Annotated in this window: 19 protein-coding genes; 11 read left to right on the forward strand and 8 right to left on the reverse strand. The window is 51.0% G+C overall.

Annotation, left to right across the window (positions count from 1 at the left end; genetic code table 11):
* Positions 1-252: 252 nt before the first annotated feature.
* Complete coding sequence (locus ACI1P2_RS18635; RefSeq protein WP_355321387.1) at positions 253-849, reverse strand: lysozyme; 597 nt, start codon at positions 847-849, stop codon at positions 253-255.
* A 268-nt stretch (positions 850-1,117) separates the two neighbouring features.
* Here ACI1P2_RS18635 and ACI1P2_RS18640 point away from each other — a divergent pair, with 268 nt between their 5' ends.
* Positions 1,118-1,693: a hypothetical protein gene (locus ACI1P2_RS18640; RefSeq protein WP_355321389.1), complete on the forward strand. Its 576-nt coding sequence runs from the start codon at positions 1,118-1,120 to the stop codon at positions 1,691-1,693.
* Positions 1,694-1,909: 216 nt separating this feature from the next.
* On the opposite strand, the gene ACI1P2_RS18645 is transcribed toward ACI1P2_RS18640, so the two are convergent.
* The gene (locus tag ACI1P2_RS18645; protein ID WP_355321391.1) at positions 1,910-2,335 is read right to left on the reverse strand and encodes a hypothetical protein; all 426 of its coding nucleotides are present in this window, start codon (positions 2,333-2,335) and stop codon (positions 1,910-1,912) included.
* 299 nt (positions 2,336-2,634) lie between these two features.
* On the opposite strand from ACI1P2_RS18645, the gene ACI1P2_RS18650 reads away from it, so the two are divergent.
* The 4 genes from ACI1P2_RS18650 (at position 2,635) to ACI1P2_RS18665 (ending at position 5,739) form a co-directional block, all read left to right on the forward strand.
* Entirely contained in the window at positions 2,635-3,312 is a 678-nt protein-coding gene (locus ACI1P2_RS18650; RefSeq protein WP_408976268.1) for a potassium channel family protein, read from the forward strand.
* Positions 3,313-3,337: 25 nt separating this feature from the next.
* Entirely contained in the window at positions 3,338-4,300 is a 963-nt protein-coding gene (locus ACI1P2_RS18655) for a metallophosphoesterase (protein ID WP_355321395.1), read from the forward strand.
* 62 nt (positions 4,301-4,362) lie between these two features.
* Complete coding sequence (locus ACI1P2_RS18660; protein ID WP_355321633.1) at positions 4,363-5,100, forward strand: metallophosphoesterase family protein; 738 nt, start codon at positions 4,363-4,365, stop codon at positions 5,098-5,100.
* Between the two features lie 51 nt (positions 5,101-5,151).
* On the forward strand, positions 5,152-5,739 hold the full coding sequence (locus ACI1P2_RS18665) for a GNAT family N-acetyltransferase (RefSeq protein WP_355321397.1): 588 nt from the start codon (positions 5,152-5,154) through the stop codon (positions 5,737-5,739).
* A 182-nt stretch (positions 5,740-5,921) separates the two neighbouring features.
* Here the strand turns inward: ACI1P2_RS18665 and ACI1P2_RS18670 are convergent, their stop codons facing one another.
* Together ACI1P2_RS18670 and ACI1P2_RS18675 are read right to left on the reverse strand one after the other, a co-directional pair.
* Positions 5,922-6,731 carry a histidinol-phosphatase gene (locus ACI1P2_RS18670; protein WP_355321399.1) on the reverse strand — a complete coding sequence of 270 codons (810 nt, stop codon included), beginning with the start codon at positions 6,729-6,731 and terminating at the stop codon, positions 5,922-5,924.
* A gap of 19 nt (positions 6,732-6,750) precedes the next feature.
* Positions 6,751-7,656 (reverse strand): LysR family transcriptional regulator, encoded by a 906-nt coding sequence (locus ACI1P2_RS18675; protein ID WP_355321401.1) that lies wholly within the window; start codon positions 7,654-7,656, stop codon positions 6,751-6,753.
* A gap of 676 nt (positions 7,657-8,332) precedes the next feature.
* On the opposite strand from ACI1P2_RS18675, the gene ACI1P2_RS18680 reads away from it, so the two are divergent.
* The 5 genes from ACI1P2_RS18680 (at position 8,333) to ACI1P2_RS18700 (ending at position 13,426) form a co-directional block, all read left to right on the forward strand.
* Complete coding sequence (locus ACI1P2_RS18680; protein ID WP_355321403.1) at positions 8,333-8,791, forward strand: chemotaxis protein CheX; 459 nt, start codon at positions 8,333-8,335, stop codon at positions 8,789-8,791.
* Positions 8,792-8,829: 38 nt separating this feature from the next.
* A complete protein-coding gene (locus tag ACI1P2_RS18685; RefSeq protein WP_355321405.1) occupies positions 8,830-9,609 on the forward strand; it encodes an SDR family NAD(P)-dependent oxidoreductase in 780 nt (259 codons plus the stop codon).
* A gap of 414 nt (positions 9,610-10,023) precedes the next feature.
* Complete coding sequence (locus tag ACI1P2_RS18690; RefSeq protein WP_355321407.1) at positions 10,024-11,376, forward strand: DEAD/DEAH box helicase; 1,353 nt, start codon at positions 10,024-10,026, stop codon at positions 11,374-11,376.
* An 86-nt stretch (positions 11,377-11,462) separates the two neighbouring features.
* Positions 11,463-12,209: an ABC transporter ATP-binding protein gene (locus ACI1P2_RS18695; RefSeq protein WP_355321409.1), complete on the forward strand. Its 747-nt coding sequence runs from the start codon at positions 11,463-11,465 to the stop codon at positions 12,207-12,209.
* A gap of 2 nt (positions 12,210-12,211) precedes the next feature.
* The gene (locus ACI1P2_RS18700) at positions 12,212-13,426 is read left to right on the forward strand and encodes an ABC transporter permease (RefSeq protein ID WP_355321411.1); all 1,215 of its coding nucleotides are present in this window, start codon (positions 12,212-12,214) and stop codon (positions 13,424-13,426) included.
* An 81-nt stretch (positions 13,427-13,507) separates the two neighbouring features.
* Here ACI1P2_RS18700 and ACI1P2_RS18705 read toward each other — a convergent pair whose 3' ends face one another.
* Entirely contained in the window at positions 13,508-14,806 is a 1,299-nt protein-coding gene (locus tag ACI1P2_RS18705; RefSeq protein ID WP_355321413.1) for an aminotransferase class I/II-fold pyridoxal phosphate-dependent enzyme, read from the reverse strand.
* 172 nt (positions 14,807-14,978) lie between these two features.
* Complete coding sequence (locus tag ACI1P2_RS18710; RefSeq protein WP_355321415.1) at positions 14,979-15,593, reverse strand: pyridoxamine 5'-phosphate oxidase family protein; 615 nt, start codon at positions 15,591-15,593, stop codon at positions 14,979-14,981.
* A gap of 147 nt (positions 15,594-15,740) precedes the next feature.
* Here ACI1P2_RS18710 and pdxR point away from each other — a divergent pair, with 147 nt between their 5' ends.
* Positions 15,741-17,213, forward strand: a complete 1,473-nt coding sequence (pdxR, locus tag ACI1P2_RS18715) for a MocR-like pyridoxine biosynthesis transcription factor PdxR (protein ID WP_355321417.1) — start codon at positions 15,741-15,743, stop codon at positions 17,211-17,213.
* A 103-nt stretch (positions 17,214-17,316) separates the two neighbouring features.
* Here pdxR and ACI1P2_RS18720 read toward each other — a convergent pair whose 3' ends face one another.
* Both ACI1P2_RS18720 and ACI1P2_RS18725 read right to left on the reverse strand, forming a co-directional pair.
* Positions 17,317-18,171, reverse strand: a complete 855-nt coding sequence (locus ACI1P2_RS18720; protein ID WP_355321419.1) for an aminoglycoside 6-adenylyltransferase — start codon at positions 18,169-18,171, stop codon at positions 17,317-17,319.
* 216 nt (positions 18,172-18,387) lie between these two features.
* Positions 18,388-18,834, reverse strand: a complete 447-nt coding sequence (locus ACI1P2_RS18725) for a GNAT family N-acetyltransferase (protein ID WP_355321635.1) — start codon at positions 18,832-18,834, stop codon at positions 18,388-18,390.
* Positions 18,835-18,932 lie beyond the last annotated feature (98 nt).

Raw genomic sequence — 18,932 nt, forward strand, 5'->3', positions numbered from 1 at the left:
CCTTTAAGTTTTTTTGTTGTTAATAACGATAGGCTTATCTTGTTATCAGAGGCAACTATTTTTGAGCTTAAAAAAATGACTGAGTGAATGAATTAAGGTTATGTAATAAGTTCTGTGCTAATAGAATAGAAAATATCCAGGAAGGTAAAGATATCCTATAAGCGACTCTGAAAATGCCTGTGATATAATTTTTTAAACAAGAAAGGTCAACCTTTAGGCTGACCTTTCTTGTTTATGTCTAAAACGATTAAACTATAGTGTATATACTGGATATTTGTGAGTATACACACGGCCTTTACAAAATAAAGTTGCTTCTTCATTTCTTCTTTTTTGCAAATTTCTATCATATGAAAATGCTTTGCTGACTAGTTTTGAACAATTATCAATTTGACTTTGCGTAAGTGGGCCAACAAAAGTTGAATATATTGGACCATAGTCAAGCATAGCTTCTACATCTTTGGTTGTTAGCACCCCAGGACCTCCATTATAAGTGAGCGAAACAAGTGCATCAAACTGAGATTGTGATAATTTATGACCTGTAGGAATATCTAATCCATTTACAGCCGATACAGCCTTTGCAGTATCACTAGAAAAAAATGTATTTGCCTGAGACTGAGTAATTGGTGAAGTATAACCTAGATTTAAAGATTTTGATAGAGCATCAGCTTGTGCTTGGGTTAGAAGAGAATCATTTGGATTACCTGTTGTATTTTTAGTATATGTTTTAGTCCTTGTAATCAAATGTCCCCATCCAACTGTTGGATACCCAGCAGGATCTCCATAAAATTTCAAGGAAAATCCCTCATGTTTTTTGATAAGGTTTGCTCCATCTGTGCCCAAATTTGCCATATTAAAAACCTCCAATGAATAATAGTTTAAATTAAACGGTCATACGTTATAGTGTTATATAACGCATCGTTACGAATCATTTACGGTCAAGATGATGCAGGGATATGAAAACTAGTGCATCGAATCCCATCGACGTATAGTTCTCTACATCAGAGGACCGTAAACCAATAATATCATATTGCGTATCGTTACGCAATATTAAAATGCGACTTTTTTCTCCCTTGCGTTCTTACATATATACCAAAACTTACAAGGAGGATTCAACTTAATGAAAAATCTCGCCCGCGGTATTTTATCTCTATGTTTAATCGGAGCATTACTTCTCTCTGCATGCGGGAAATCAGATGACACTGACACTCTTTCCAATAGCGAAGAACCTACCAACACAACAAGCCCAGCACCTTCAACCAACAATACACCAATAAACACAGAAAGTCTGATCGACCCAGCCGAGCAAGAAGCAATTAAGGACATCACAGCAGCCGATTTTAAGGAAGGTGTCTCTATTGACTTTGACAAATATAAAGGCAGATTCTTTGACGAAAACATTATCTCCAAGTTAAAGAACAATCTTGAATCGGTTGTGGAGAACAACAAAGAAAAGTTTAAAGAGAATTTGAATAAGGAGTCTTTAGAATCTATAAGAGAAGGCTTCTTTTACACAAACGAAAGCGATCAATTTATGTTCTATGATTTGGATCTTATAGAAAAAGTCGATGAACAAATTAGAGTAGGCGTGCGCTTTGCAAAAAAATCCTCAGACGGCAGTATTGAAAATCAAGGTATTACCTACTTCTTTACTAAGAACGAAGCAGGCGAATGGGGGATTGAAAATATAGATTAAAACCTAATAGAGGCGGCTCCCTCGTAAGGAGCCGCCTTGTTGTTGCTTAAGGGTCTGTCAATATTTTTGTGTAAACTCATTTAAAGTAGTCCCCCGAGGGGAATGCATCCTTATTTTTATTCAACTACTGTAATCGCAGTATGCCGGTTGATAGAGGTATCCATCAGGATATTTTTAAACCCTTTATTTTTTAATTTAACTGGTGAGTTCAAGTCGTTATGCAATTTTAAGCTGGTGAAGCAATCGATTAAGTAGATAAATGGAGTACCTTGTTAGCGGTCCAGTGACTGGAAGCATTATCGTTGCCATGAGTAAAGCATAGGGGATTAAGTCTTGCGGATCATTTAACCAACTACCAAAATCAAGGTAGCTTCTGATTACGGTTCCTACCGTATTGATAAGAAAAACGCAGATCCAAGCTATGATTACACTAATGATCCAAAGGAAGATGTTGGAAAAATGCTTTTTTGTTATGATTGCTCCAATAACAGCAAATGTTATGGCAGCGGGAATGACGGCAGAAAAAAATTTCAGGCTGGTATATCCAACCATTCCCCCGAGAAAATTAACCACAAAGGAAACAACAATTGACGCTATTGCACCAAATACCATGCCTACTATTATACGGCTGATCAACTTCATGAGTTTCCACCCCCTTCTTAGTACATGCATGACGTTCCACAATAAAAATTTCAACTAAATTATAACATTCTGGTAATACCATAAATAGTAATTTCATGGATCAAACATATAGAAACAGGGTTTTGTTTTTTCACCTGTCTACTATATGGGAAGCATATCATTTTGGGACACCCTCTTATGTTTTCGGATGGAATTGCTTCAAAAGCCTTGTTTGGTCTGTTCAAGTATAATTATGATAAAATATACAGCAAGGCTGAGCCCGTCCGCTGCGCAAACAGCCTGCCGGTTATGGATATGGGATGAAACGGGTAATGGTGAGTACATCATCTGAAAGGGGTGTGCTTATGCATATCGGCATCCTGATCTTTAACATTATCGGTTTGATTGCGCTTGTCTACGGATTTTACCGGCTTGAAAAGCGGTTTACGAGCAAAGCCGTCCTGCTCGCGCCGATCCTGATCTATATGCTCGTCACGGCGGAGGACCTGCTTGGCCTGATCGACATCAGGAATTATGTGCCCGGCACCGGGGGGCTAAGAGCTCTGATTCTGCTGTTCTGCCTGGCTTCAGCAGTGTTTTACATACTGTATATTTTTAATAAAATAGCCGAATCCGCTCATGATCATGTGAATTTGAAATCGCTGATGGTCAGAATCAGTACGGCTACGGCCTGCTGCATCATTTTTTTTACGATGATCTATACGACCGTGTACAAGCAGTTCGGGGACAGCAGCTTTTCGGGGGACGGCATCGGTGAGGATACACTAAGCCAGTTTATTTCCTTCCTTTATTTCAGTGTGGCCACCTTCACGACTGTCGGTTATGGAGATATTGCGCCAAGGGATAACACGGCGCGGCTGGTTGTCATCATGGAAGTATGCTTCAGCTTTATTACGTTAACCTATGCGCTTTCCATGTACAGCATTTTTCGTAAAATTTTCAATGGAGATAAGCAAACAGATAAAGAAGAGGATTGACGGGGATTGGAGTGACGGACGAACGATGGGGAAAAGTCAGCATATTCATCGTCCGGCTGCGGATGATATGGCAGATACGGAAGATATAGCTTTGTCTGCACGTGCCGACAACAGGGCTGCTTCACGCACGGAAACGGAGCGGCAAACGCGGATATCCCGGCGCAGTTTTCTGAAGAAGGCTGCCGCCGCTGCAGTGGGAACGGCCGCTTTGGCCGGAGGTTATGCAGCGGTGTGGGAGCCGGGAAATTTGGAAGTTACACAGTTTACAGTCCATTTACCGAGGCTCCCGGCCAGCTTTAATAATATGCGGGTGTTCCATTTTAGCGACATGCATCTGGGCTTCTTCAAGGATGAAGATGATATGCGCCGCATTGCGTCTGTGATCAGCGGGCTGCAGCCGGATATGATCTGCTTCACGGGGGATATCGTGGATGATTATGCTGAATCCATGGCTGGCTCTGTGCCGATTTTGAATTCCCTGCATGCGCCCTTGGGCAAATTCGCCATTCTCGGCAACCATGACTATCGCGGAATCCCGGAAGGTGTAGAGGCTTTATACAAGAAGACAGGTTTTACGCTGCTGAAAAATGAGCATTATGTCATTCATAAAGACGGACAAAGTATGGCGGTCGTCGGACTGGAGGATATTTTCATGAGCGCTCCCGACCCTGAGGCGGCACTGCAGGGCCTGCCTGACGGCATGTTCAAGCTGCTGCTCATGCATGAGCCGGATTATGCCGATACGGCTGTCGGCTACGGATTTGACATGCAGCTCTCGGGCCACACCCACGGAGGGCAGGTCAGAGTCCCCCTGCTGGGGGCTTTGCTGCCGCCGCCCGGGGGCCGCAAATACGTTCATGGGCTGTACAGCGTCGGAGCGGAGGCCATGCCGCTCTATGTCAGCAGAGGAGTCGGGACGACGAAGCTGCCGATCCGTGTGCTGTGCCGGCCTGAAGTCTCGCTTATAACCTTGAGAGCGGCACTCTGATCATAAGCGTTGCCCTGTCCGGCTTGAAGCCGCAGCATGGGCTGAGAAAGGGAATGATGAGGATGGGACGCGTTGCGGTTGTTTCGGATATACACGGAAATTTGGAGGCATGGAATGCCGTCGTACAGGATATTGATGACAAGGGGATAAGCCGTATCATTTGTCTCGGAGACCTGGTGGGGAAAGGGCCGAATCCGGTGGAAGTGACGGAACAGGTGCGCAGCCGGTGCGAGGTGGTCGTCCGCGGCAACTGGGATGAACTGGTCGGGACCAAACGGGATGATGACAACTTCATCTGGCATGCGCAGCTGCTCGGTCCCGAGCGTGTAGCGTATCTTGCGGGATTGCCCTTTCATCATGACCTGGTGATGAGCGGAAGACGGATCAGGCTGGTGCATGCGTCGCCACAAAGCGTATACCATCGGGTGCAGCCCTGGGACCCGGCCGAGAAACGGCTGGCGATGTTCGATCCGCTCCCGGACGAAAAAGAGAATGAAAGGTTTGAACCGGACGTTGTTGGTTATGGCGATGTGCATAATGCCTTTTTGCAGCATCTCCACGGGAAGACGCTCTTTAATACAGGAAGCGTAGGCAATCCGCTGGATTTGACGCAGGCGTCGTATTGCATTTTGGAGGGATTGCCTGGCAGCGAGGAGAATGCGCCGTTCTCCATTCAGTTCGTGCGGGTCCCTTACGATATCGAAAGGGCCGTTGCCCAGGCGGAGAAAGCCGGAGTTCCGTCTCTCGATTATTACGTTCGCGAATTGAGGACAGCCGTATATAGAGGGCTGCAGGATTAAGCATGGAATATTGCGAGGGGAGAGGAACATGCTGATCGAAGGAGGAGGCACATGCTGACGAGACAAAGCCTGCTCAGCGGGCTGCCCGAGCTTCACACGGAGCGTATAAAGCTGCGGCCGCTGGGTGTGGAGGACTACCAGCCGCTGCGGGCGCTTCTGTCGCTGCCGGACGTCATAAGATATATGAACCGGAACCGCAGACCTCCAGTGGAACGGGCAGGCCGGCTGTTCCGGCAAATCCAATCCGGCTCTTTGTCCCTCGATTCCATTCACTATGCGATCGTTCCGCAAGACACGAAACGGATGGCAGGGCTTGTTTCGTTTCAGCATTGGCATGAGAAGAAGGGGGAGGCTCAGATCGGCTATTTGCTTGATCCGGTATGCTGGGGGCAGGGCATTGCGGCAGAGGCTGCTGCAGGTCTGCTTTCCTTCGGGATAGAGAGCCTGGGGCTGAAGCGGATTGAGGGGCGCTGCCATGAGCGCAATGCCGCTTCCGCAAAGGTGCTGCTTAAGAACGGCTTTCGCTACATCCGCAGAATCGGAATACCGGGGCCACTGGATGGCGAGGATGGAGTGCTCGTCTATGAGCTGACATCTGAAGTCTATTTTGCTATGGATGATCTTAAAAAGAAAAACTAGATTTTGTTACATAAATGAAACATGGATGTAAAAAACTACTAACAGAAAGGGGGTACAATACATACATGACCCCCTTTTGAATAATATATATGCTGTTGGGACCCGGTGAACGGGTCTCCTTTTTTTGTTTGTTAGTTAAGACTGGTCTGGCTTGTTTGAATGTACGTCGATAGACGTTTTTCTTACAAAGGCACTGTCTTTTTCTTCATTTCCTTATAATATACCCACTCGGTAAAGCCGATTTCCCGCAGACGGGTGCGAACCTGCTCCCACTCATCCCCGACACGGGACGGGATATGGGCGTCAGAACCAAAGGTGACCTCCACTCCGTAATGCAGCGCCCGCTCCAGAATGGTGTCTGACGGATACCAGCCGCCCGCAAGCTTCGTTTTGCCCGAAGTGTTGATCTCGATGGCAACGCGGCATTCGGCGATTACCTTAAGGGTACTATCAATTGCTTCATCTGCCGCAATTTCCGAGAAAAGAGGATAGTTCCCTTTCATGGCGTCAATATGGCCGAGAATTTGAAACATGCCGCTGCGCGCCGATTGGGCGATCAGCTCATAATAGCCTTCCTTTACGGCTGTTTTCTGTGCCTTGGTGAGATTTTTCCAGCGGTTTTTGTTGAAAATGCTGACCCCTTCGGTGTTATGTACGGAACCGATCAGGTAATCAAAGGGGTATTTGGCCAGGGTGGAGCGGTACAGCTCCACATATTCGGGAAAGTAATCCGTCTCCAGCCCGAGCAGAACGTCGATCCGTCCCTCATACTCTTTTTTCAGCTTCAGCACTTCTTGCACATACTCCGCAAGCTGGGATTTGGCCATATAGATATACGGGAAAGCCTGATCTTCCTCACTGCAAAGATAAGGGGAGTGATCGGAAATACCGATGACCTGCAAACCTGCCTGAATACCGGCCTCGATATAATCGCGGATATTGCCGTCAGCATGGCCGCAGCGGAAGTGATGGGTATGCAGATCGAATTTCATAAGCTAAACGCCTCCTGTTTCATTCGGAACTGATAAAATGGGTTTCCGGCATCCCCTTCAGGTCGCTGATAAACTGCCGCATGGCCGAGTTCAGGTAGCGGCTTGATTTATAGATGACACCGACAGGGTGGCTGACCTCCAGCTCGCTAATCGGAATGATTTTAAGCGTTCCCGCCCGAGTTTCAGGGGTAACGGATTGCTTGGAAATAATGGCCGCCCCGAGATTGATCTCCACCATCCGCTTGATTTCCTCACTGCTGGACAATTCCATCACGACATGCGGTTCAATCCCGTATTTCTTGCATACATCATCCACGAACCGGCGTCCCACGGTGTCAGGCGAAAGCAGAATCAGCGGGATTTCCCGCAGCGATTCCATCGTGGCCGAAGAGACTTGGGAAGCAAGGGGATGACTGGGCGACACAACCAGCTCGAATGTATCATAATAAAGCACCGAAGTATTCAAATTCGGATTACGTTCAATCAGATATCCGATGCCAACGTCGATCATTCCATTCTCAACCTGCTGGTAGATTGCAGAGGAAGCCATGGATTGTATGGACGTTTTGATCAGTGGAAACTGGTCTTGAAAGTAAGAAAGCACACGTGGCAAGATCTGGATGGCAATGGAAGTTGTCGTGCCGAGCACGATATGCCCTTGCGGCGTCTCGTTCAAATCGGAAAGCTTCTGGCGAAGCTCCTCCACCACATCGAGAATCCGTTCGGCATGCTCCAGGAACACCTTGCCGCGGTCCGTCAGTGTCACAGGCTGATTGCGGTCCACCAGTAAGGTTTTGAATTCATCTTCAAGGCTTTTAATTTGCGCGGACACGGCAGGCTGTGTCAAATTCAGCAGTTCTCCCGCTTTCCGGAAGCTCATCGTTTTGGATATCGTAATCAAAGTCTCCAGTTGGCTGATGTTCATGTGGACATTCCCTCCTCTCTGTTACGCTCACTCTTTAAGAGGTAGTTCAAAAAGTCATCTTCTGATCACGAAGGAAGTCAGGAAGCGAACTCGACATCGAATCTTGAATTCAGCCGGGCCTAAGCTCATGCTTCCGAAGCATGTTTCCTGCGGAAACATTTCAGGTGCTCACGTACCCCAGTACGCTTCGCTCCTCAGTCCCTGCTTCATCCAACTCAAGCGTTTTGAAAAAACGCACTTCGGAAGCATACGCTTCGGTGCTGAGAACCTGACTTTTTGAACACACACTTTAACGGAATAGGGCAGTCTATGCTGTATTCGTTTTCTCTATATTCCTTAAATTATAGGGGATTCCCCGCAGCAGGGCAACGTAAAGAGCCTGGTTTGGCTCAGTAAGATTATGATCATCCATCCATAGACTAAAGGCCTATATTTGGTGAATCGATAAAATAATATGTACCGGAAATAGGACATTTATCACAAAAAAATAAAGCCTGCTATAACAAAACGGCCGAGATTTGACGATAAAGCAGGGAGAAGGTTACACGGCTTATCTTATACTGTTTCAACTTAAAATATATGTTTTTATTTTAAAGATCAAAGTATAATATTCCTAATTGATTTAGGACTTTGGAAGTGTGACTAAAAACCCATTGAAGAAGGGGCCGGGGATATCGTGAAGGCTGAAGTAATCAATCCGTTTCTGGAATCGGCGCGGAATGTTATTGAACAACTGATTCAAGTGTCTCCCTCAACGGGAAGTCTTGCTGTTAAAAATGTAGAGCTGATTGACGATCATATCTGGATCATGATCGGTATGACCGGACAGATGAGCGGCAACGTGATGTTTGGTCTGCATGAACAGGTCGCGCTTCGTATTGTTTCCCTGATGATGGGCGGCTTTGTATTGACGGAAATGGATGAGATGGGACAGAGCGCCATATCCGAATTGGGCAACATGATCAGCGGCAACGCAAGCACCATTTTATCCAATCAGGGCGTCACAGTGGACATTACACCGCCACAGGTTATGAAATCCGCCCATATGACAACTTTGGGCTCCTCCAAGGCTTTGAGCATTCCGTTAATGATCGACGGGGTTGGTGAACTGGATATTCAAGTTATGATCTCCTAAAATGAAAAGAAGATGTTTCTTTTGAAAAGGGGATAGCCATGAGCAGCCTGAAAGGCAAAGTTGTTTTTATTACAGGAGCTTCAAGCGGCATTGGGGCTTTATGTGCCGGTATGCTGGCCGAAAGAGGAGCCGTTCCGATCCTGACCGCCCGCTCTGAGGACAGGCTGCAGCGTCTGTCCGCAGGCTTGCAGGGCCGGCATGAATGGTTTGCGCTGGATGTAACGGATAACGAGCAGGTTGCCCATATCGTCAATCTTGTACAGAGCCGATACGGCCAAATCGATATTCTGCTGAATAACGCGGGCTATGGAAAATTTGAACGGATCACAGAGATGGACATTCCCGAGTTCGAGAATATGATGGACGTTAATTATATGGGGGCCGTGCGCTGTATCAAGGCAGTCTTGCCCGGTATGCTGGAGCACAGGTCCGGCCAGATCGTGAACGTAGCTTCCATGGCGGGCAAAATCGGGACGGCAAAGTCTGCGTCCTACACGGCAACCAAGCATGCACTGCTCGGTCTCAGCAATGCCCTCCGGCAGGAGCTGCGCGGGACAGGCATCACGGTTTCGACCATTAATCCGGGACCGATTGACACGCCGTTTTTTGATCTGGCGGATCCATCCGGCGGATATGTCGGCAGCATCCGCTGGTTCATGATGAAGCCGGAAAGAGTGGCGAAGCATATCGTCCTTGCCATGGAGAAGCAGAAGGAAGAGGTCAATCTTCCGTATTTGGCCGCGGCCGGCATCAGGCTGTATCATTTGTTCCCGCGGCTGGCCGACAGGCTGACGTACAGAATGATGAATAAGAAATAAGCGGAAGTGCTGTTGACCTGAGGCGGACCGTTTGGCTGTTCTGAGGCGCTCCGTGAACGAAGCATTCCTACAATCGCTGTTGACCCTTCGGGCCAAAGGCGAGCGCTTCGCTTTTCCGGAATTGCTTCGTCCCCTCCGCTGCTTCTGTACATATTCCATACTAAAAAGCATCACACGGAAATCGTCAGTCAAAAAGAACTTCTTGCGATTTCTGGTGTGGGGTAAAAGGTCGAGAACAGGTTCAAGTTCACCTGTTCTCGGCCTTTTGTGCCTGGCGGTATTTGGTGAATGGCGCTTATTCGCATATAATGGATATCGGAAAGAGGATTTGGCAGGCCTTTCACCTAAGGGTGGGAGGAATGTAATCTTATAGATAGATCCGTTTGAATTTACGTATAGGGGTTGGACTTGTTCATGAAATCTAATTTTGCAGCGCTGGGCGTATCCGGCGTTCTTGCCGCCAAACTGGCGGAGCACGGAATTGAGGAGCCGTCTCCCGTTCAGCAGGAAGCTATTCCGCTCATCCTGGAAGGAAGGGATGTGATAGCCCGCTCCCAGACCGGCACGGGTAAAACGCTGGCTTATCTGCTGCCGATTTTGCAAAGTATTAAGCCGGAGCTGAAAGCTACGCAGAAACTGGTGCTGGCCCCCAGTCAGGAGCTGGCCATGCAGATCGTTCGTGAAGCACAGCGCTATATGGACAGCGATATGGGGGTGCTCGGGCTGATCGGCGGAGCGGCTGTGAAGCGGCAGATTGAAAAGCTGCGCGAGCATCCGCAGCTGGTGGTAGGAACGCCGGGGCGTGTGCGGGAGCTGATCGCTCTGAAGAAGCTGAAGATGCACAACATCTCAACCATCGTGGTGGATGAAGTGGATCAGATTTTTCAGCTTGGCGATGCGGGCGAAGTGAACCAGATCATCAACAGCGCGCTGCGCGACCGGCAGCTTGTGTTCCTGTCGGCTACGGTCAGCGAGGATATTCGCGCGATGGCCAGCCGGGAGATGAAGAATGCGGCCGAGGTCGGTATTGAGCCGGAACGAGTGACGGCGGCTGGACTTGAGCATTACTATTTTGTCTGTGAGGAACGGGATAAGGCGGATATACTGCGCCGTATTGTGCGGACCTATAATCCGCGCAAGGCAATCGTATTTGTCAACATGACTGACACCATCGGGGAGCTGGAAGCAAAGTTGAATCATGTCGGGCTGAAGACAGCCGCTTTGTATGGCGACGCGGATAAAGTAACCCGTGCCACGGTGCTGTCCCAATTCCGCGCGGACAAGCTCAAGCTGCTGGTGGCGACGGATGTGGCCGCGCGCGGGCTGGATATCGAAGGGCTGGATATGGTCATTCAATTCGATCCGGCCCCGGATTCGGAGCATTACGTGCATCGTGCCGGCCGCACGGGAAGAATGGGCCGCAAGGGCACGGTCATCTCCATTATCACTGAACGGGAGCGCTTCATCATGAACAAATTCTCCCGTGATATCGGGGAGGATGTCCGCGAGCGTATGCTGCGGAATGGAATGGTGATCGAGCCGGGCCAGACGGGCGTGCGCAGAACGGCACCGGCCAAGCCTAAGACGGAGGTGTCCCGGCCGGCTGCTCCTGCTGCAGGCAGAGGCATGAAGGCAGCGCCCCGCCCTGCTGCGCGAAAAGGCGGACAGTCGCAGAACGGGCTCAAAAGCAAAAGTGAGCGGGAGCGTGACCGGAAGAATAAAGGGGCTCCAAGATGGTTGAAGGAAAAGGGGCAGAAGCCTGAGTAATAGCCATCGGAGGAATAACCGTAAACAATGGATATCCGGTGGGACCGCCGCAGGGGCGGATTGCCGGATGGAAAGAAGGGGAAGCCATGCAGAAGAATCCTGTTCTGCAAATTAGCGGACTGACGGGCGGATACAGTGCGAAGCGGCCGGTGCTGCACGATATTTCGCTGGAGGTGCAGCCCGGTGAAATGGTGGGACTCATCGGCCTGAACGGAGCCGGCAAGAGCACGACGATGAAGCATATTCTGGGGCTGATGACTCCGCAACGCGGCGAAATCCGCGTAAACGGCCATAGGAGAGAGGAGAACCCTGAACAGTATCAGGGGGCGATCGCCTTTGTACCCGAAGCGCCGGAGCTGTATCCCGAGCTGACCGTCATGGAGCATCTTGAATTTACGGCCAGAGCTTACGGAGTAAGCGAAGCGGATTTTCAGTCCAGAACAGAGCATTTGCTGGACCTGTTCCGCATGCAGGAGAAAAGCGGCAGCCTGTCGATGCACCTGTCCAAAGGGATGAGGCAGAAGGTAATGATTATGTGCGCTTTTTTGGCAGGGCCGCCGCTATATATTATTGACGAGCCGTTTCTGGGCCTTGATCCGCTTGGCATTCGCTCACTGCTTGACTTTATGGTGGAGATCAAGCGCTCCGGCTCTTCAATTCTGCTGAGCTCGCATATTTTGTCCACCATTGAAAATTATTGCGACCGTTTCATTGTGCTTCACCGGGGAGCCGTCATCGCACAGGGCACGCTTGATGAGGTTAAGGCACAGGCGGGGAAACCGGGCATTCCCCTCGAAGAAGTATTTTATTCTCTCGTTCAGGACAGGGAATAAGCATGGATTTGAAAGCACTGCGCAGGGAAAGACGGGCCGCATTCTGGGGGCAGGTGCTCCCGTATCTCGGCTACGTTATGCAAAGCGGTCTGGCGGCTTTGTTCATGGCCTTCTTGATCACCTTTGCCGCCTGGTATACTTCCTTGATCCTTCACCTTCCGCCGGACCTGCCCATCCGGTGGATCATGCTGCTGCTCGCGGTGCCCGCGGCCTGGAGCAGCTTCCGTACGTACCTGAATGACGCGGATATCGTGTTTTTGCGTCCGCAGGAATACCGGCTGCACGTATATTTCAGCGGCGCGAGAATCAGCGGAGTGGTGTATAAAATCATCGGCATGCTGCTTATGTTCATGCTGCTGTGGCCGTTGTATATCCGCAGCGATGAAGCTCCGCGGCCGCTCCTGTGGTTTCTGCTTCTGCTTGTGCTGCTGAAGCTGCTGTTCAGCTACGGTGGCTGGCAGGAGCTGCATATGGCTTCGCGGAGCGTGGCGGGCGTTTACAGGTTGCTGCGCTGGGCGCTTGCCGTCCTTACCATCGGCGCCTGGGTATGGCAGCCGCCGCTGCGCAGCCTGCCGTTCATCCTGCTGGTGGCGGCGCTGTATTACGTCGTCCTGCGCCTGCCGGCCAAGCATAAAGTCCCGTGGGAGCATCTGATTCGGGTGGAGCAGGCTCAAGCGGGACGTGTCATGCGCACTCTCGCCTGGTTCGTGGACGTACCCGCCTGGACGCAGCGGGTGACGCGGCGGCCCTGGCTGGCCTGGCTCGGCAGCCGTATTCCCTGGAGCCGGGAGGCGGCTTACCGCTACCTGCTGGTGAAGACCTTCAGCCGCACGGAGCCAGCGGGCATCGTGACCCGGCTGCTGATTCTGGGGCTGCTGCTGATCTGGATACTGAGCGGGGGCTGGGCGGGCAGCGCTGTATATCTGCTGTTCGTATTTTTAATCGGCGTACAGCTTGCCGCCCTGCGGCGGACACATCGGGATTCCCTGTGGCTGCAGCTTTATCCGATCCCGGAGAGCGCCCGCGGGAACGCCTTTCTCCGTTTTTACATGCAGATCATGCTTCCTGCAGCTGTCCTTCTATGGCTGCCGCTGCTGGCTGGCGGAGCGGGACGCTGGTCTGCCGTATGGCTTTCTCTGGCGGCAGGCCTGCTGTTGATTCTGCTGCAGCGCAGAATGCAGGCGAAGAAATGGGTCAGTGACACGGATGAAGAATAAGCAAAACAGAAAGAGGGATGTCCTTAGCCGTATGGCTGGGGAACATCCCTCTTTTTAGGTGAGCCTATGTTTTAAGTGAGTCTATGCTTTCATTAAATCCTGCACCCCTTGATAGATCAGGTTGTACAGGTCCTCCAGGGAAGTTTCTTCAATACAGGAGAAAGCAACGCGCAAATCCTGCTCGCCCAGGGCAATCGTGCCGACCCCGTACTGCTGCAGCAAATGGGTGCGCAGTGTCTCGGCATGGATCGTCTTCAGCTTCAGGCACATGAAGTAACCCGAGTTGAAAGGGTAATAGTCCCAAGCGTCATCGTACTTGCCGCTGTCAAGCAGCTTTTTGACGGTATTGGCGCGGCCCTTCATGACGGCGAATTTCTCTGCCTTCTGCTGTTCGAACTCCGGCGATTTCAACGCTTCCAGCACAAAGGTCTGCGAAGGATGCGGTCCGCTGGAAATGGTGGCACGAATAATGCCGAGCGTCTTCTGCTCCAGCGCCGACAGCACTTCGCTGCTGTCCGAAGCATAGGTGATGAAGCCGACGCGGAAGCCCCACACATACTCTTCTTTGGTGGCACCGTCCACCTTAACAGCCAGCACGCGCGGATGGATGGATGCCAGCTTGCCGAACAGCGATTCCTGCAGGGACTCCTCGAAAAACAGGCCAAAATAGGCGTCATCCGTAACCACAACCACATTGATGCCGGCTTCGGCGGCCTCGCGGACGGCGGCGACGATTTCCTCGCCTTCACGGGCTCCTGGCGTGTAGCCGGTAGGATTGTTAGGGAAGTTGAGGATCACGATGGCTTTGCCTGCATCCTTCTGTGCCAGCAGGGCGTCGCGCAGCCCCTGGCTGTTGAAGGTCATCTGCTCCGTGAACAGCGGGAAGTTGACGAGCCGTGCGTGGCGGCGGATACCGAAGGTCAGCTCGTAGTTCTCCCAGTTTTTGTCCGGATAGATCACCGCATCGCCCTCGTCAGCGAACAGATCGGCTACGACGCTCAGGCCGTGGGTTAGCGCATTGGTCACAATCGGATTTCCGAACGATTTATTGTGCAGCGAAGGATTCTCCTTCAGCATCTTCTCACGCCATGCCGTGCGCAATTCCGGTTTGCCGGCAGGCGGAGCATAAGGATACAGGTCCTTTGGATTGAAGGCCGACAGCTTTTCATGAATGACGTTAAGGTGCATCGGCCCGCCTGCTTCCGTGGCAATCCCGATTGTAGCATTGTATTTCTTGGCCAGCTTGCCCGCTTCCGCGGACTGGCTCAAAATCCCTTCCTTCGGAAAATAAATTTCCTTGCCGAGCTGGGAAAGCATATCATACACATGCTCGTTACTTGTCTGAATACTTTGGTTTAATTGCACAGCCAGTGGATTCATCCCGGTTTTCATCCTTCCAGTCATGTAAGGTTATTGCAGGAATGCGCAGGGATCGCCATCATACGGTCCGCTCTGTTTTCTGCTGCCAACATTATAGCATTTCACCGCGTTACAGTCACGGGAAAAGCTTATGAAAAACAGGAGGCGAAAATCCGGAGGTTAAGCTGTGGAATCATCTATGAAAAGGGCAGTATTGGCGCATCAAGTCCGCCGTTTCCTGATCGCGGTTTTGCCCGCGCTCTTCAAGCTGCCGGATCAGGCTTTCCCTGTCGGCTTGCTCCAGATTTTGGCCGAATTTAAACTTGGCGGTGATGGAATCCGGAACGATACGGGTTAGCGATACAGCTTTAAGCGCGACCCTGTAGCGGTCATCCTGCGGATCAATGGGAGCGTATCCGCCTTGCGGCTGCAGCTTGCTCATAAAGCTTGTGAAAATCCGTGCCTTCTCGTCCAGATCACGCACGGCTTCCGCCCGCCCGGAAGCTGTTACGCTTTTGAAGTAGGACGTAGCAGGACATGCCATTTCGGGATCGGAAAAATAGGACGGAATCAGCGCATATTCATCGGCCACGGTAAAGCTTACCACGTCGCTGCCCTGCAAATGTTTCATTTTCTCTCCGGCGTAGCTGCCGTGGAAATAAAAACAGCCGTCCACATATACAAAATTTAGCGGTGTAACACGCGGCCGCCCGTCAGGTCCGACGGTGCCCAAAAAGCCAAAGCTCATTCCCTGCAGAAAGCGGCTGATTTCCTCTTCCTCTTTCACTGTAAATTCTTTTCTTCTCATGTATGGATCCTCCTTAATGAAACTGGCGGGATATTACCCGATAACTTGTTCTTCCAGCATAATCTACAAATTGACATGTAATAAGAGCCAATTTAGAGTATTTATATTAAGCCAATTTGACTGCTGGAAGGAGTTCGGTAATTCATTATGGAGTTCATGCTGCCGTTCGATTCCTATCTGGAAAGGTACCATTATAAATATGCCGCCCTGTACCATGCCCTGCGGGACGCCATCCTTAACGGCACGCTGCAGGGAGGGGCCAGACTGCCTTCGTCGCGCTGGCTGGCGGAGCATTACGGGCTGTCCCGGGGTTCGGTTGCGGAAGCTTACGATATGCTGCTTGCCGACGGATATGTGCAGGCCGAGGTCGGGCGCGGCACGTTCGTTGCGCCAGCGGCCAGCCCGCAGCCTCGGGCCGGTCGGGAGGCAAGCATCGTGCTCTCGCCCTGGGGACAGCGGCTGATGCGGATAAAGGAGTACGCCCGACAGGAGTATGCCTCACAGGACACCGCCGTTTCACGGCTGCATGGGCCGGAACACAAGGATATGATCAGACTTGTTCCACAGGGAATGCAGCAGGAGCATTTTCCACATGAGGAGTGGAAGAGCGCGCTTTATGCCGCGGCCCGGGAAGTGGCGGAACCGGGGGCGGAAGACGGCGCGGGAGCCGCCGAGCTGCGTGAAAGTATCGCCGCCCACCTGCGCCTGACCCGCGGAATTCGCGCAGAGGCGTACGCCATCATCCTCTTCAGCGGCTCCATGCAGGGCATCGCCCTGCTGACACAGCTGCTCGTCGCGGAGGGAGAGGATGTCGTGCTGGAGCAGATCTGCTACCCGGGCATTCAGGCGGCGGTAAGATCATGCGGAGGCAGGCTGCTGCCGGCGGCACTGGACCGGGATGGCATCGTCCCCGGGAGCTGGGACTCCAGGCTGCTGTTCGTCACGCCTGCCCGCCAGTATCCGACAGGCGCCGTGCTCAGCCTGGGCAGACGCCGCGAGCTGCTCGGCTGGGCGTCCCGGCACAATGCCGTCATTATCGAGGACGATTATGACAGCGAGTTCCGGTGGGGCGGCAGGCCGTTCGAACCGCTGAAGGCTCTGGACACGGAAGAACGTGTCGTCTATATCGGCTCCTTCTCGAAGACGATGCCGGCAGGCTTCCGCCTGGGCTATGCGCTTGTGCCGCCGACTCTCGTCGGCCCGCTGCTGGAGGCCAAGCAGCTCTACGATCCGCTCCCGCCCGGATTGCTGGAGCAGCGCGCCCTTGCCCGCTTCATGGCCCGTGGCGGCTATGCGCGCCACCTGCGGCGCATGACCAGGATCTATGGAGCCAGTCATGATCATTTCCGCGAAAGCATGAGCCGCCATGCTTCCGGACTGTTCGAGCTGGAGCCGGGCGATGCCGGACTGCATATCTACGCTCGCTGGAAGCAGGACCCAGCCCGCTATCCAGCTTTTATGGAGGCCGCAGCGGCGCATGGGGTCATTCTCAGGGATATGTCAGCTTATCATCTTGCTCCTGCTTCCCCGTCCGTCAGTTTGGGATTTGCACACCTGGATGAGGAACGGCTGGAGGAGGGGGCGAGGAGGCTTGCGGCGGCATGGCAAAGCTTGAAGTAGGCCCGTTTTATTTTGTGGTATGACAGAAAAACCACCGGAAAGGAGGCAGCTCCTCCAACCGGTGGTTTTAAATACGGATGCAATTGTCCTGCTATTACTATCGTTAATAGATCGCGGTCGCCCCAGGCTCTAAATGGCGCACCCGCTGTAAATGAGCTGTAACCCGTCTGTCGTCTTCCTGAGGATATTCATACTGTAAATGTTTTGCAACATCCTGCGCGGTGCTTCTGAATAGTTTTCCCATTACAAACAGGGCGTTCCAGATATCCTCATAAACCCCGCTCGGATAAGTGCGCATAAGCAGCAGCCAGCTCTCCCGGTCCATATATTTCTCCAGATATTTTCCGTTTTTTCCTGTGCTTACAGAAAAATCGGTGTTTATACCAACCTGCCATTCCAGCATTTGTATGAGCATGGGCCTTACATACAAGTTCAGATGGTCCATTGCGTATAGTATTTCCTGTCTCCACAGCCCCTTCGCCACGTACGTGGATACCCACCAAAACTCATTGCAGCAATCCGCATAACCTTCGGCTGATGGCCGCTGAACCCGGTAATCCTCATCTGTCGGAGCCGCAAGCTCGGGGAGGGCCTGATCCTTATCCAACAGAACTATGGACAGTTTGTCGCCGCTGTTCCAAACATCCCTTTTTTCAACAGGGCATAATGTAAGATCGATCCGGTTTCCGTCCGTAAACAGCATCAGATAGGAGAAGTATCCATCCAATACGGGCTCCGGTGTTTGCATGATGATCCGGCTGCCGAAGTAATCGACCCACTGCGGATGATCAACAAAAGAGTGAATGTCTTTCACCACAAAGACAATGTCGTAATCCTGAAACACATCCTTTGGCGCATTCGGATTCGTTCGGGAACCGTTCATGCCGACTGCTCTTATCCGCTCATCATTTCTGGCAAAGCTCAGGATCAGCTCCATCATTTCTTTTTCGCTTCTCATGTTTCCGCCTCCATTTTTTGTTGTGGAGAAGTTTCATCTGGAAAAAGGAGGGGGACCGCGAATCCGGATAGCGTAAGCCCGGTCTATAGATTGTTGTTACAATTTATCCAGCAGTTTTTTCATTGAATTTCCTCCCGTATTCTGAAAAGCTGGGGACATTATCCCTGAGTGTAAAAACAGCAGCCGTGGATCACAATATGGAGCCTCTGGCTGCTGTTAGTCGAAGGTTTTTATGAAATTTTTTTGATCCTTTGTGAAAATGTATCCTCTGCGCTCATAGAGTCTGTGTGCGTGAATTCTGCTTGGATGGGACAGCAGCTTAATTCCGGAAAATCCGTTGTCTTTAGCCCAAGCTTCAAGGCTTGCAATCAATTTGCTGCCAACACCTTGATTTCTGTACTTCTCCTTCACCACAAACCCCAAAATATTGATCAAGGAATCAGAAAAAAGCAGCTCATAGGGGCTTCCGTGAATGTAACCAATAACCTCGTTATGATATTCGCCGACTAAAATCATATCATCGGTACTGCGGGTAATTCGCTCGATCCGTTCTTTCACCCGATCTTCAGAAAAAGAAGCCAGTCTGGGATTGAAGTCTTGATTTAACAAATAGATATGAGGATAATCTGCTATTCTTATTTTTCTTATGATCAACTCTTTGATATACAAGCACCTCAATTCACGATTAGATCGATGAACCTGAATTTATTATAGATGCAGTTTGATGTTCCCGGCAACCGGCCTTGAAAGTGAGTGAGAGC

The sequence above is a fragment of the Paenibacillus jiangxiensis genome (assembly GCF_046098255.1).
Lineage (GTDB): Bacteria > Bacillota > Bacilli > Paenibacillales > Paenibacillaceae > Paenibacillus > Paenibacillus jiagnxiensis.

Bases quoted from the DNA above. Each gene is read 5' to 3' on its own strand.
- ACI1P2_RS18710 (WP_355321415.1), bottom strand. From the start codon at position 15,593: ATGAGAAGAAAAGAATTTACAGTGAAAGAGGAAGAGGAAATCAGCCGC.
- ACI1P2_RS18670 (WP_355321399.1), bottom strand. From the start codon at position 6,731: ATGAAATTCGATCTGCATACCCATCACTTCCGCTGCGGCCATGCTGAC.
- ACI1P2_RS18720 (WP_355321419.1), bottom strand. From the start codon at position 18,171: ATGAGAAGCGAAAAAGAAATGATGGAGCTGATCCTGAGCTTTGCCAGA.
- ACI1P2_RS18650 (WP_408976268.1), top strand. From the start codon at position 2,635: ATGAAACGGGTAATGGTGAGTACATCATCTGAAAGGGGTGTGCTTATG.
- ACI1P2_RS18635 (WP_355321387.1), bottom strand. From the start codon at position 849: ATGGCAAATTTGGGCACAGATGGAGCAAACCTTATCAAAAAACATGAG.
- ACI1P2_RS18645 (WP_355321391.1), bottom strand. From the start codon at position 2,335: ATGAAGTTGATCAGCCGTATAATAGTAGGCATGGTATTTGGTGCAATA.
- ACI1P2_RS18690 (WP_355321407.1), top strand. From the start codon at position 10,024: ATGAAATCTAATTTTGCAGCGCTGGGCGTATCCGGCGTTCTTGCCGCC.
- ACI1P2_RS18675 (WP_355321401.1), bottom strand. From the start codon at position 7,656: ATGAACATCAGCCAACTGGAGACTTTGATTACGATATCCAAAACGATG.
- ACI1P2_RS18695 (WP_355321409.1), top strand. From the start codon at position 11,463: ATGCAGAAGAATCCTGTTCTGCAAATTAGCGGACTGACGGGCGGATAC.
- ACI1P2_RS18685 (WP_355321405.1), top strand. From the start codon at position 8,830: ATGAGCAGCCTGAAAGGCAAAGTTGTTTTTATTACAGGAGCTTCAAGC.
- ACI1P2_RS18705 (WP_355321413.1), bottom strand. From the start codon at position 14,806: ATGAATCCACTGGCTGTGCAATTAAACCAAAGTATTCAGACAAGTAAC.
- ACI1P2_RS18700 (WP_355321411.1), top strand. From the start codon at position 12,212: ATGGATTTGAAAGCACTGCGCAGGGAAAGACGGGCCGCATTCTGGGGG.
- ACI1P2_RS18655 (WP_355321395.1), top strand. From the start codon at position 3,338: ATGGGGAAAAGTCAGCATATTCATCGTCCGGCTGCGGATGATATGGCA.
- ACI1P2_RS18665 (WP_355321397.1), top strand. From the start codon at position 5,152: ATGCTGACGAGACAAAGCCTGCTCAGCGGGCTGCCCGAGCTTCACACG.
- pdxR (WP_355321417.1), top strand. From the start codon at position 15,741: ATGGAGTTCATGCTGCCGTTCGATTCCTATCTGGAAAGGTACCATTAT.
- ACI1P2_RS18640 (WP_355321389.1), top strand. From the start codon at position 1,118: ATGAAAAATCTCGCCCGCGGTATTTTATCTCTATGTTTAATCGGAGCA.
- ACI1P2_RS18660 (WP_355321633.1), top strand. From the start codon at position 4,363: ATGGGACGCGTTGCGGTTGTTTCGGATATACACGGAAATTTGGAGGCA.